Genomic DNA, 12,270 nt, shown 5'->3' with positions numbered 1-12,270 from the left:
CCTTACACCAGTGCGAAGGCGACGAGCGCCAGCGCGGACAGTCCGAGGGCGTACTTCAGTCCGCTGAGGGCGCTGTTGTCTGCCAGTTTTCCGGCGAGGAGTCCGCTTCCGACCGCCTGAATCAGCGCGGAGTGGAAGAACACCACGTGGAAGTTCGCCAGCGGCACCGACGAGATGCCGATGGGGAGCGACTGTCCGTCCATCGACGCGGACGCCGACGGCCCGGTCATCTCGGCGAGGGGGCCGAGGTAGCTCGCACCGAGCATCAGGATGACGAACAGGTAGACGAAGTACCCGATGACGACGATGGCGATGTACGAACCCATCGCGCGACGGCGGGACTTTTCGAGCTTGTACCGGTTGCGGGTGTCCTCCGCGGCGACGCTGAGGACGCGCGAGAGGTCGCCGCTGGTGCGGCCACCGCTGGCGATGAGCCGGATGACCCGCGAGAGCTGCGGGACGTTGAGCCGGCTGGCGAACGCCATGAGCGCCGAGTGGGCGTCGTGGTTCCAGTGGATGTCGTTGCGGAGCGCGCGGAGTTCGTCCGCGAGCGCGCCGTTCGACCACCGGGAGACGAGCGCGAGCGCCTCGACCAGCGAGATACCCATCTGGTTGGCGCTCGACAGCAGGTTCAGCGTGTCGGGGAAGCGCCGTTCGAGCGTGCGCTCGCGGCGGGTCCGAAGCTCGTGGAAGACCGTCAGGGGGACCGCGACGATGGCGAACGGGAGGACGACGAACCAGACCGTCGTGTTGTACGGGTTCGCGAGCATGGCGTCGAGCGTCGGCGTCGCGAGGCCGAGCACGAGGACGCCGACGACCGACAGGAGCGCGAGAGGCACCGTGACGACGGCCGAGAGGTACGGCTGGCGGCGCATGATGTCGAGCGGGTCGCCGACGAGCGTCCGAAGCTCGTACACCGCGTTTTCCCGGCGGTAGTCGTCGAGTCGCTCGTCGACGAAGCCGCCGTCGGAGGCGACGCCGTCACCGCCCCAGCGGGCCTCGCGGGCGCGCTGGACTTCGCGGCGCATCGCGCCGAGGAAGTTGGCCACGACCGTCCGAATCTCTTCGAGGACGGTCACGTCGTGTTTCGTCCGGACCGTGTCCTGCGTGTACGGCGAGGAGAGCACGTCCACGAGGAGCAGGAACAACGCCATCCCCAGCGGGAAGATGAGGTAGTTCAGGGCGTACAGCTGGACGAGCGTGTCGCCGCCGAGGAAGCTGATGACCATCAGGGTGACGATGAGCAAGAGCGGCGCGGCGACGAACGCGGCGACGAACACCTCAGAGAGCATCGACAGCGTCTCGATGAAGTCCTCCTGCTCGTCGCGGGCCTCTTCGAGGTACGTCGCGGACTCGCGGTCGAGGAAGGCGGCCACGTCGCCGCCGGAGTCGAGGACCGAAAGGAGGTCGTCGAGGAACTGTTCGAAGTTGATCGACGGCGTCAGGTTCCGCGAGTTGCGGAGCGCCGTGAACAGGTCGTTGCCGAACAGGTCCATATCGCGGGCAATCATCTCGAACTCGCTGGACACCTCGCCGTAGTCGGGCGCGTCGGCGACAGAGCGGATGACTTCGAGGAAGCTCATCCCGCCGTGGCTGAGCGCGTACATGTAGACGATGGCGTGCGGGAGCAGGATGTCGATGCTCCGGCCGCGCATCTCGGCGCGGCTCTTGGGGAGGTAGTACCGGGCGTAGTAGGTCCCGGCGGCCGCCAATCCGCCGACGAGGCCGACGAGGGCCGCGCCGAGGATGGGCACCTTGTAGGGGAGCAGGGGAACGACGTACTGCGCCGCGATGCCGAAGCTCACGGGGCTCGACGCGTTCGCCAGCACGCCCATGCGGGCGAGGACGAACGTGAGCGCGAGCCCGACGAGCGAGCCGAACACCGCGGTGACGAACGCCAGTTTGAGCGACTGCGTGAGGTACAGGTCGTAGGTCGTACCCACGCGGGTCTGGTTCAGCCAGCGCTGGAGGTCGCGGTGGTTCGCCGGGTTGCGCTTGAAGTACGTGCGGACGTACCCGTAGCGCTGGCGGAGCCGCTTGACCTCCTCGGGCGACTCGTCGAAGTGTTCGCGCGGGAAGTACTGCTCGACCTCGTAGTCGGGCAGGGGAACCGAGGACGACGAGTCAGCGGGCATCGTCGGCCTCCCGGTCGTCGTCGTCGCTCACGGCTTCGTCCGCGTCCGAGGCGTCATCGGCCGGCGCGGGGCCAGCCTCCGCGATATCGGACTCGGTGGCGTCGGCATCGGCGTCGGCAGCGGCGTCGGCAGCGGCCGGGTCAGCTTCGTCGCCGAAGACCTCCCAGTCAGCGCCGTCGTCGGAGTCGTCGGAGTCGTCGCGCTCGTCGTCTGCCGTGTCGTCTTCCGCGTCGGCATCCGCGTCGTCGTCCAACTCGATGTCGAACAGGTCCGCGAGCAGGCGCTCGGTCTCGGGCGAGACCTCGATTTCGTCGTCGTCGAGGTCGTCTGCCGTGGCGTCCTCGTCGCCCTCGTCCACGGAGACCAGCGAGGTCTCGGCGTAGACGTGCGCGAGGAGGCCTTCGCGGTCGCGCTCGAAGCGGCGAATCATCGCGGAGACCGTCAGGTAGTCGTCGACGCCCGAGGCGGCGATGTACCGGAGCACGTCGGCGCGAACGTCGAGTTCGTACTGCAGGTCTGCCTTGGTCCAGCCGCGCTCGGCGGCGATTTCGTCGAGGACGACCGAGTCGCCGACGCGCTCGTGGGCGTCGTTCTCGGGGTTGCGCTTGAACACGTCGCGGAGTTCGACCTCGCCGTCGTCGTCGACGCCGGCGATTTCGGTGACGGCGATGTTCCGGCGGGTGCGGTCGCCGTCGAGGTGAATCTGCTTTTGGACCGAGATGATGTCGAGGTCCGAGAGCATCTGGGCCGGCACGCCGAGGGGCTCGTTGCGCATGCGGTGGACCACGCCCTCCGAGGAGTCGGCGTGGAACGTCGTGTACGCGGTGTGGCCCGTGGCGATGGAGTGGAAGAACGTCAGGGCGACGCGTTCTTCCGTGCGAATCTCACCGACCAGCAGGTACTCGGGGCGCTGTCGAAGCGCGGCCTGCAGGAGCGCGTACATCGACACCTCGCCGCGGCCGTCGGCCGTGAACGTGTCGCGGGTGACGGACTGAATCCAGTTGTCGTGCGGGAGAGTGATTTCGCGCGTGTCCTCGATGGAGACGACCTTCGCGTGGCCGGGGACGAAGAAGGACACCGCGTTCATCGAGGTGGTCTTCCCGGAGCCCGTGCCGCCCGCGAAGATGAGCGACCGGTTGTTCTCGATGGCGAGCCAGAAGTACGCCATCTGCTCGACGCTGAAGGTGTTCCAGCGCACGAGGTCGACCGGCGACAGCGGCACGTCCGAGAACTTCCGGATGGTGAAGTTCGACCCACGGGTGGCGATGTCCGAGCCGAGGGTCAACTGGACGCGGGAGCCGTCCGGGAGGCTCGCGTCCACGAGCGGGTCGGAGACGGTGACCTGCTTGCCCGCGCGTTGCGCGAGGCGGATGGTGAACGACGAGAGGTCGCCGTCGTCGAAGACGACGTTCGTCGGCACGTCCCGGTAGACGCTGTGGAAGACGTAGACGGGAACGTCGTCGCCGTCACAGGAGATGTCTTCGATGCCGGGGTCCCGCATCACGGGGTCGATGCGGCCGAAGTGGATGAAGTCGCGGAGCAGGAAGTAAAACAGCTTCCAGAGCGACCCTTCTTCGACCGTCGCCGCGTGTTCGGTGATTATCTCGCGGGCCTCGTCGTCGAACACGTCCTCGCGGTCGCCGTCGGCGTCGAGGTCGCGGTACAGGAGGCTGTTGCGCAGAATCTTCGTCAGGTCGTCGCGCACGAAGTCCTCGAAGTCGTCGAGACGCGGTTCGCTCACGTGGTACTGGTGTTCGCGCTTCTCGTGGTCGTACAGGATGGAGACGAACGCGAAGGGCTTGTTCACCCAGTAGTGTTCGACGGCCTCGACGCCCTCGAGGAACGAGAAGTCGAAGAACTGGTCTTCGATGAACGCCTCCGAGGGCGTCGGCGCGAACGCCGTCTCGTCGTCGATTTCGGCGAAGAACGCCTTCACCTCGCGGAGGACGGCCTCCCGGAGCGTTTCCGGGCGGTCTTCGTCCGCCGCTTCGTCGTCGGTGAGGTCTTCGACGGGGCCGTATTCGATGCGGTCCGACGCGGGGACCGGTAGTTCACTCGCGCGGGCGGCCATCGCCTCCAGACCGGTCGTGGGGACCAGTTCGGCGGTGCCGGCACCGTCTGCTCGGAACGATTCTTCGCCATCGCGGCGGTCAGTCTGGGAGTTCTTGTCAGGAGACGCCATTCTCTGGAAATACTGAACGGTAGGAACGGCTGTAAGTATGGAGCGACTAGATGAGCGAATTCGACCGGTTAGGCCCGAACTACCGGCATATCCCGGAATTCATCTAGTCCGATCTCGACCGGGAATCGAGGCGGGGGTGTCCCCAAACTCGCCTGCGAGAGAGTGGCAACTGGGTTACAGTATTCGGCCGCGCGCACCGTTCACGGTCGACGCGTCGGCGAGAAACGACGATATTCCGCGTGAGAATAGTGTTACCAATAAGCACAGGCCGTCTGTCGTCGGAATTCCACCCTTCAGCCCCGTCGTGGCCTTGCGATTTCGGTCCTTCCTCGCGGGTGGAAACGGGACGAACCTTCAAGAGAAGCGGCGTTGTATGTAAGGATGTATTATGGATATTGCTGATATCGCCACTCCTGATTTCATCGAGGTCGACGTTGACGAGCGATTAGGCAAGGTCCGCTCCATCTTCGAGCGGGAAAACCCTAAAGGCATCATCGTCCAGGACGACGGCGAGTACGCGGGCGTCATCGGTGAGAAGCAGCTCATCAACTCGCACGTCGAAGACAACACCAAAGCGGCCGCGCTGACGAAGGCCGTCCCCAAGATAGACCGTCACGAGAACGTGCGCGAGGTCGCGCGCATGCTCGTCGAGGGCAACACGAAGGTCGCGCCGGTCTACGAGGGCGAAAAACAGTACGGCATCATCACGCAGGACGCCATCCTCGAGGCCGTCCTCGACAACCTCGACGCGCTGACCGTCGAGCAGATTTACACCGACGACGTGGTCACCATCGGCGAGCGCGACCACCTCGGACAGGCCATCAACCGCCTCCGCGAACACGGCGTCTCGCGGCTGCCGGTCGTCGACCCGGACGGCCGCCTCGCGGGCATCCTGACCACCTACGACCTCGTCGAGTTCATGGTGCGCGACGAGGGTCGGCAGGGCAAACAGGACCGCCGCGGCGACACCGACCGGATGCTCGACCTCCCGGTCTACGACCTCATGACCAGCCCGGCGCGCACGGCGACGCCCGAAGAGAGCGTCCGCGACGCGGTCGCGCGCATGCTGGAACACGACATCGCCGGGCTCGTCGTCACGCCCGCCGACGACGACGGCGAGGTCCTCGGCGTGGTGATCAAGACCGACGTGCTCCGCGCGCTCACCTACACCGAAGAAGAGCAGATGGACGTGCAGGTCACGAACATCGGCCTCCTCGAAACGCTGAGCCGCGCCGACATCAACTCGGCCATCACCGAGGTGGCTGACAAGTACCAGCGGATGAGCGTGCTCCACGCCCACGTCCGCTTCCACGAGCACAAGGAGAAGCTCCGCGGCACGCCGCTCATCCAGTGCCAGATTCGGCTCCGCACGAGCCACGGCCAACTGGCCGGCAGCGGCGAGGGCTACGGCGCGGAACACGCGTTCCACGTCGCGCTCGATAAGCTCGAACGCAACGTGCTCGAAGTCAAGGGCTTCGAGGCCGACGAGCGCTACCGCGGTCAGCTCCTCCGGAAGCTGAACGAGCTGTAACGCCGACCCACCGGACACACCGGTACGCCCGAAATCGAAACGCGAACGGAACACAGGAGCAGGATTGGGCCGGGTCGTCCGCCCGGCCGCGTCGACCTTTTTCTACACTTCAGTCGCCGAGAGCCCGCGGTCCGTTATCTTGAACGTCGCCGTCTCCCCGGCGGGTTTCGCGCGATGTTTTTCGAGCGTCGCCCGGCGGTTGCCGCCGCGGAAGCGGTCGAGGCGGACGACGGTGCCGGTCCAGTGTTCGAGGGTGTGGCCGCCGAGCGCCCGCGTCCGGTCGGTGTCGGGGTCGGAGTACACCTGATTCGTCAGGACGACCGCGAGGTCGTGTTTGCGCGCGAGCGACAGCAGGTGCGTGACCTGCCGGGCGACCCGACGGAGCGCCTCGCCGCCGTCGCCCTCGGCGGTCCGTTCGAGCCGGTAGAAGCCGGTCGCGGAGTCGAGGACGATCAGGTCGGCGTTGGGGGCGAGTTCCTCGGCGTCGCGGACGGCCTGTTCTTGGTCCTCGAAGTCGTACGCCTCGCTTATCATCAGCCGCGAGGTCACAGACTCCACGTCCTCGGGGGCGACCGCCTCCGCGAGCTGCTGGAAGCGGTCGACCGACAGCCCCTCGGTGTCGATGTAGACGACGGTGCCACCCGCTGCGGCGACCCGGACCGCCGCCGAGAGCGCGACGTTGGTCTTGCCGGCCGCAGAGGGGCCGTACACCTGCGTGACGGTGCCGCGTTCGAACCCGCCGTCGAGGAGGTCGTCGAGCGCCGTGCACCCGGTGGAGACTGACTCTGTCACGTCAGGTGGTGGGTGCCACCGGCCGAAAAAGACCCCGGTCGCCCGGCGCGGTACGGGCCGCCGCTTCGGTGCCAGTCCGCGACCGTCGAGGGCGACCCGCGCACGACGCTTTATTCGTCGCCGTCGCCAAGGGAGGGTCGTGATAGTCGTCGCCACCGCTGACTTCGACCTCTACCACGAGGCCGTGTCCGAACTCCGGAGCCGAGGAGTCGCCTTTACCACCGTCGAGCCGGGCGACCCGCTTCCCGAGCGGGCGCGGGTCCTCCTCACCAGCCCGGACGACGACCTCGACGGCGTCGATACCGACGGCGACGTGGCCCGCGTGACCGCGACCGGCGACGACGTGCGCCGGGCCGTCGACGAGGCGCTCGCGAGCCTCCGCGGCGGCGACGGACGGACCGTCGTCGGCGTCGACCCCGGAACCAGACCCGGCGTCGCCGTCCTCTCGGGTGAGACGGTCGTCGCCGCGTTCCACGTCCCGCTTTCGGACGCCGTCGAGGTCATCCGCCGCGAGACCGAGGACGCGGTCGACCCCGTGGTCCGCATCGGCGACGGCGCGCGCCTGCAGGGCGCGAAGCTCATCAACGACCTCGACGACGTCGCGGTCGAACTCGTCGACGAGACCGGAACGACGCCGTACCTCGGGACCGGCGCGCGCGGCATGGGTGACGTGCTCGCCGCGGTGAACATCGCCCGCCGGGACGGCGAGCGCATCGAATCCCGCGAGATAGAGCCGACCGAGGGCGAACTCACGCGCATCAAGGCGCGTTCGCGCGAGGCGTCCGACGACAACCGCACCATCGACGACGCGCTCGCGCGCCGCGTCGCCGGCGGGGAACTGAGCATCGACGAAGCGCTGGACGAACACCGCTCGCGCGAGGAGTGAGCGTCCGTGTCGGCGGTTCTGCCGCCGTTAACGGCCGCCTAACGGGTGTCTACGCGACCGGTCGAGGGGCCGTGTTCGAGTGGTCGGCAGGGAAAAGAACGCTATTAACGCGACTCTCGGTTTATGAGACGCGCCGTGCCCGATTCATACCTACGTTCTACCGTCGCGTATCTCGTGTCGCATGAGCACATCACGCACCCCCGAAGTCGGGCGACGAACGTACCTGAAGGCTCTCGGCGTCGGCGCGCTCTCGCTCGGCGCGTTCGCCTCGCCCGTGGCGGCGCACCGCGGGGCGCTCCAGCGCGAACTCTCGTCGGTCCGGGCGGCCACGTCGAAGTACGCCGACGTTCGGAAGGCCATCGCGGACGGCTACGTCCTCGGCAGTCCGTTCGTGCCGGGCATGGGCTACCACTACGTGAACCACCACTACCTCATCGAGAACTACGACGACGAGGTCGATATCACGAAGCCCGCCGCGCTCGTCTACGGGAAAAACGAGGGCAACGGCAAAGAGGAACTCATCCTCGGCGCGGTCGAGTACCTGTTCGACGAAGGGCCAGAGTACGAGGGGCCGTTCCCGGACCTGTTCCACGGCGACAGCGACGACGGTATGTGGGGCTTCGCCGGCGGCCACTGGGGCCTCCACGCGTGGGTCCACGTGAACAACCCCGCGGGGACGTTCGCGCCGTTCAACTCCCGACCGCAGTTCAACGAGAAGTGACCTGACGGGTCGGCCACGACCGCTTTTTCGGCGAATCCTCCCGGACGGTGAGCCTCGCGAATCGCTTATTCACCGTCGTTAGACGCCACCGCGTCCACGGCGCGGCGCATGACCTCGCGGACGGGAAGTCCCGTCTCGTTCGCCACGGCGAGCGCGTCGTCGTACTCTGCGCTTCGGTCGTAGACGACGCCGTCGGCGTCGCTTCCGACCTTGACGCTCACCTCGTACTCGTCGCCGTCGACAGCGAGCGTCGCCGTCTCGAACTCGCGACGGGCGGTCCAGCGGTGCCCCGCCCCGTGTTCGCGGATTCCGAGCGTGCCGGTTTCGACCGCGAGGCGGTAGGCGACGCGCTCGGCGTCTTCCGGCTTGACGACGACCTTGACGAGGTGGCCGGGGCGGGACTTCTTCATCGTCGTCGGGACGATTGATACGTCGCGCGCGCCGGCGTCCTTCAGGGTCTCCTGCAGCCCGCCGAGGACTTCGGGCGTCGCGTCGTCGAGGTTCGTCTCGAGGACGGAAATCTCGTCGCGGACGAGCCGGGAGCCGCCGTCGCCGACGACCGCGCGGAGGACGTTCGGCCGGTCCGGGAAGTCCCAGCCGCCGGCCCCGTAGCCGGACGACTCGACCGACATCGACGGGAGCGTCTCGACGCCCTCGGCGAGGCGCGCGAGGATGGCCGCGCCCGTGGGGGTGAGCAGTTCGGCCTCGACGGGGCCGCCGCGGACCGACCAGTCGGCCGCCCCGGTGATGTTGAGCACGGCGGGCGCGGGGACCGGGTAGGACCCGTGGCTCATCTCGGCCTCGCCGCCGCCGACGGCGACCGGGCCGGTGACGACGCGGTCGACGCCGAGGTCGTCGAGGAGGAGACAGACCCCGACCACGTCGGCGATGGCGTCGTCCGCGCCGACCTCGTGGAAGTGCGTCTCGTCGAGGTCCGTGCCGTGGACCTCGGCTTCTGCCTCTCCGAGCACGCGGAAGATGGCCGTCGCATCCTCGACGACGCTCGCGGGCAGGTCCATCGACTCGACGAGTCCGACGACCTCGGGGAAGGTCCGGTGCGGGCCGTGACCTTCGGCGTGGGTGTGGTCGTCGTGGGAGTGGTGGTGTTCGTGGTCGTCGTGGGAGTGGTGGTGTTCGTGGTCGTCGTGGGAGTGGTGGTGTTCGTGGTCGTCGTGGGAGTGGTGGTGTTCGTGGTCGTCGTGCGAATGCTCGTGGCCGTCGTCGTGGTGGTGAGTGTGCTCCCCGTCGTGAGCGTGGTCGTGGTGGCGGTACTGGTGTTGGTGACTGTGCTCGTCTTCGCCGTCGCCGTCAGCGTCGTTGTCGGAGTCGCCCCCGTCGTCGCCGTCGGCGCGCAGGCGTCGGTGGTCGTCGCCGTGGCCCTCGCCGCGGGGGTCGCCGCCGTCGGTCTCCGCGAGGAGCACGTCCACCTTGGTCGCGAGGATGCCGTTTTTGTCGACCTCGTGGACGCGGTAGGTCACGTCGAGGGCGTCTTCGACGGGCGAGAGGACGGACGGGTCGGCACCGGCGGCGACGAGCGCGCCGAGGAGCATGTCGCCGCTGGCACCCATCCGGCCGTCGAACGCGAGGAGTCGCATGCGTGAACCGTCGTGTTCGAGGGTAAAAACGCCAGCCATCGACGCGCCGACGCCTGTCCAGTCGGTAGGGATTAGTAGCCGCCCGCCCTACGGTGTGCTAGGCTGTAACCACGGGAGGACGGTGCCTCGGGCCGACCGGGGAAGGACTTATCCGATGGCCTCTCACAGGTATCAGCATCCCCGCGAGGTAATCATGAACGAAGTCCAACTCGAAGTGGCGAAAGCGTACCCGAACGACTCGGGGCGCGGTATCGCCCGTCTTGATCCGGACACCTTGCTCCATCTCAAGCTCTCGCCGGGAGACATCATCGAGATAGAGGGAGGAAAAACGACCGCCGCGAAGGTGTGGCGGGCAGACCGGCAGGACTGGAACACGGATACGGTCCGCATCGACGGGTTCACTCGGCAGAACGCCGACGTGGGCATCGGAGAGCGGGTCACCATCCGCAAAGCAGAGGCCACGAAGGCCGACAAACTCGTGTTGGCGCCGCCCGAAGAGGCGAGCGTCCAGTTCGGGTCCGACGCGGCCGGCATGGTCAAACGGCAGATTCTCAAGCGGCCCGTGGTCGAACGCGACATCGTCCCGGTGATGTCGAGTACGAACCACCCGTTCATGCGGTCGCCCGGACAGGCGATTCCGCTCATCGCCGTCGAGACGAAGCCCGACGGCGTCGTCCTCGTCACCGAGGACACCGACGTCGAACTCCGCGAGGAGCCCATCTCGGGCTTCGAGAAGGCCGGCGGCGGCATCACCTACGAAGACATCGGCGGGCTGACCAACGAGATTCAGCGCGTCCGCGAGATGGTCGAACTGCCGATGAAGCACCCCCAGATATTCAAGAAACTGGGCATCGAGCCCCCGCAGGGGGTGTTGCTCCACGGCCCGCCGGGCACCGGGAAGACGCTTCTCGCCCGCGCGGTCGCCAACGAGACTTCGGCGAGTTTCTTCTCTATCGCAGGGCCGGAGATCATCTCGAAGTACTACGGCGAGTCAGAACAGCAGCTCCGCGAGATATTCGAGGACGCCAAAGAGGAGTCGCCGAGCATCATCTTCATCGACGAGCTCGATTCCATCGCGCCCAAGCGCGAGGACGTGACCGGCGAGGTCGAACGCCGGGTCGTCGCCCAGCTGCTGACGATGATGGACGGGCTCGAAGCCCGCGGACAGGTCATCGTCATCGCGGCGACGAACCGCGTCGACTCGGTCGACCCCGCGCTCCGACGCCCCGGTCGCTTCGACCGCGAAATCGAAATCGGCGTGCCGGACGAGGAGGGCCGCAAGGAAATCCTCCAGATTCACACCCGCGGCATGCCGCTTTCGGACGACGTCGACCTCGACGACCTCGCCGACGACACCCACGGCTTCGTCGGTGCCGACATCGAGGCGCTGACGAAGGAAGCCGCGATGAAGGCGCTTCGGCGCTACCTCCCCGAAATCGACCTCGACAGGGAAGACATCCCGCCGAGCCTCATCGACCGCATGGTCGTCAAGAACGACGACTTCGGCGGCGCGCTCGGCGAGGTCGAGCCCTCGGCGATGCGCGAGGTGCTCGTCGAGATTCCCAAGGTCACGTGGGAGGACGTGGGCGGTCTCGAAGGGCCCAAACAGAAGGTCCAAGAGAGCGTCGAGTGGCCGCTGACGACGCCCGAGAAGTTCGAGCGGATGGGCATCGAGGCCCCGAAGGGCGTGCTCCTCTACGGGCCGCCCGGCACGGGGAAGACCCTGATAGCGAAGGCCGTCGCCAACGAGACGAACGCGAACTTCATCTCGGTGCGCGGCCCGCAGCTGCTGTCGAAGTGGGTCGGCGAGTCGGAAAAAGCGATTCGGCAGACGTTCCGCAAGGCGCGGCAGGTCTCGCCGACCATCATCTTCTTCGACGAGCTTGACGCGCTCGCCCCCGCCCGCGGCAACGACATGGGCAACAACGTCTCCGAGCGCGTCGTCAACCAGCTCCTGACGGAGTTAGACGGCCTCGAAGACGCGGGCAACGTCATGGTCATCGCGGCGACGAACCGCCCGGACATGATCGACCCCGCGCTCATCCGCTCGGGTCGGTTCGACCGCCTCGTCCTCATCGGCCAGCCCGCAGAGGAGGGCCGCGAGCAGATTCTCGATATCCACACGCAGCGGAGCCCGCTCGCGCCCGACGTGAGCCTCCGCGAAATCGCGGAGATAACCGACGGCTACGTCGGCTCCGACCTCGAATCCATCTGCCGCGAGGCGGCCATCGAGGCGCTCCGCGAGGACTCCGACGCCGAGGAAATCGAGATGCGCCACTTCCGCAAGGCGATGGAGTCGGTCCGGCCGACCATCACCGAGGAACTGATGCGCTACTACGAGGATATCCAAGACCAGTTCAAGGGCGGTTCCCGCGAGGGCCTGTCGCCCGACACCCGCGACGGCGGCCGTATCGGCTTCCAGTAAGTC

The 12,270-nt window shown here is 67.2% G+C and carries 8 protein-coding genes; 4 read left to right on the top strand and 4 right to left on the bottom strand.

Annotated elements, in window-relative coordinates:
* Nucleotides 1–2: 2 nt before the first annotated feature.
* Nucleotides 3–2,135 carry a type II secretion system F family protein gene (locus tag BN984_RS03235; protein ID WP_049967656.1) on the bottom strand — a complete coding sequence of 711 codons (2,133 nt, stop codon included), beginning with the start codon at nucleotides 2,133–2,135 and terminating at the stop codon, nucleotides 3–5.
* The gene (locus BN984_RS03230) at nucleotides 2,125–4,317 is read right to left on the bottom strand and encodes a type II/IV secretion system ATPase subunit (RefSeq protein WP_049967655.1); all 2,193 of its coding nucleotides are present in this window, start codon (nucleotides 4,315–4,317) and stop codon (nucleotides 2,125–2,127) included. The genes BN984_RS03235 and BN984_RS03230 overlap by 11 nt, the downstream gene beginning before the upstream one ends.
* A 388-nt stretch (nucleotides 4,318–4,705) precedes the next feature.
* Between BN984_RS03230 and BN984_RS03225 the strand changes: the two genes are divergently transcribed.
* Nucleotides 4,706–5,848, top strand: a complete 1,143-nt coding sequence (locus BN984_RS03225) for a CBS domain-containing protein (protein ID WP_049967654.1) — start codon at nucleotides 4,706–4,708, stop codon at nucleotides 5,846–5,848.
* A 102-nt stretch (nucleotides 5,849–5,950) separates the two neighbouring features.
* Here BN984_RS03225 and radB read toward each other — a convergent pair whose 3' ends face one another.
* Nucleotides 5,951–6,640 carry a DNA repair and recombination protein RadB gene (gene radB / locus BN984_RS03220; RefSeq protein WP_008095603.1) on the bottom strand — a complete coding sequence of 230 codons (690 nt, stop codon included), beginning with the start codon at nucleotides 6,638–6,640 and terminating at the stop codon, nucleotides 5,951–5,953.
* Between the two features lie 139 nt (nucleotides 6,641–6,779).
* On the opposite strand from radB, the gene BN984_RS03215 reads away from it, so the two are divergent.
* Both BN984_RS03215 and BN984_RS03210 read left to right on the top strand, forming a co-directional pair.
* Nucleotides 6,780–7,526, top strand: coding sequence for a RuvC family protein (locus BN984_RS03215; protein WP_008095604.1), 747 nt, complete (start codon nucleotides 6,780–6,782; stop codon nucleotides 7,524–7,526).
* A 181-nt stretch (nucleotides 7,527–7,707) separates the two neighbouring features.
* Complete coding sequence (locus BN984_RS03210; RefSeq protein ID WP_049967653.1) at nucleotides 7,708–8,247, top strand: hypothetical protein; 540 nt, start codon at nucleotides 7,708–7,710, stop codon at nucleotides 8,245–8,247.
* A 65-nt stretch (nucleotides 8,248–8,312) separates the two neighbouring features.
* On the opposite strand, the gene larC is transcribed toward BN984_RS03210, so the two are convergent.
* Complete coding sequence (gene larC / locus BN984_RS03205; protein WP_049967652.1) at nucleotides 8,313–9,842, bottom strand: nickel pincer cofactor biosynthesis protein LarC; 1,530 nt, start codon at nucleotides 9,840–9,842, stop codon at nucleotides 8,313–8,315.
* A 193-nt stretch (nucleotides 9,843–10,035) separates the two neighbouring features.
* On the opposite strand from larC, the gene BN984_RS03200 reads away from it, so the two are divergent.
* Nucleotides 10,036–12,267, top strand: a complete 2,232-nt coding sequence (locus BN984_RS03200; RefSeq protein WP_004975353.1) for a CDC48 family AAA ATPase — start codon at nucleotides 10,036–10,038, stop codon at nucleotides 12,265–12,267.
* The last annotated feature ends 3 nt before the right edge of the window (nucleotides 12,268–12,270 follow it).

It is taken from the genome of Haloferax prahovense, from assembly GCF_000723845.1.
Lineage (GTDB): Archaea > Halobacteriota > Halobacteria > Halobacteriales > Haloferacaceae > Haloferax > Haloferax prahovense.
The sequence above is the reverse complement of the archived record's forward strand: the minus strand, read 5'-3'. Positions and strand labels throughout refer to the sequence as shown.

Bases quoted from the DNA above. Each gene is read 5' to 3' on its own strand.
- BN984_RS03235 (WP_049967656.1), bottom strand. From the start codon at position 2,135: ATGCCCGCTGACTCGTCGTCCTCGGTTCCCCTGCCCGACTACGAGGTC.
- BN984_RS03230 (WP_049967655.1), bottom strand. From the start codon at position 4,317: ATGGCGTCTCCTGACAAGAACTCCCAGACTGACCGCCGCGATGGCGAA.
- BN984_RS03225 (WP_049967654.1), top strand. From the start codon at position 4,706: ATGGATATTGCTGATATCGCCACTCCTGATTTCATCGAGGTCGACGTT.
- BN984_RS03210 (WP_049967653.1), top strand. From the start codon at position 7,708: ATGAGCACATCACGCACCCCCGAAGTCGGGCGACGAACGTACCTGAAG.
- larC (WP_049967652.1), bottom strand. From the start codon at position 9,842: ATGCGACTCCTCGCGTTCGACGGCCGGATGGGTGCCAGCGGCGACATG.
- BN984_RS03200 (WP_004975353.1), top strand. From the start codon at position 10,036: ATGAACGAAGTCCAACTCGAAGTGGCGAAAGCGTACCCGAACGACTCG.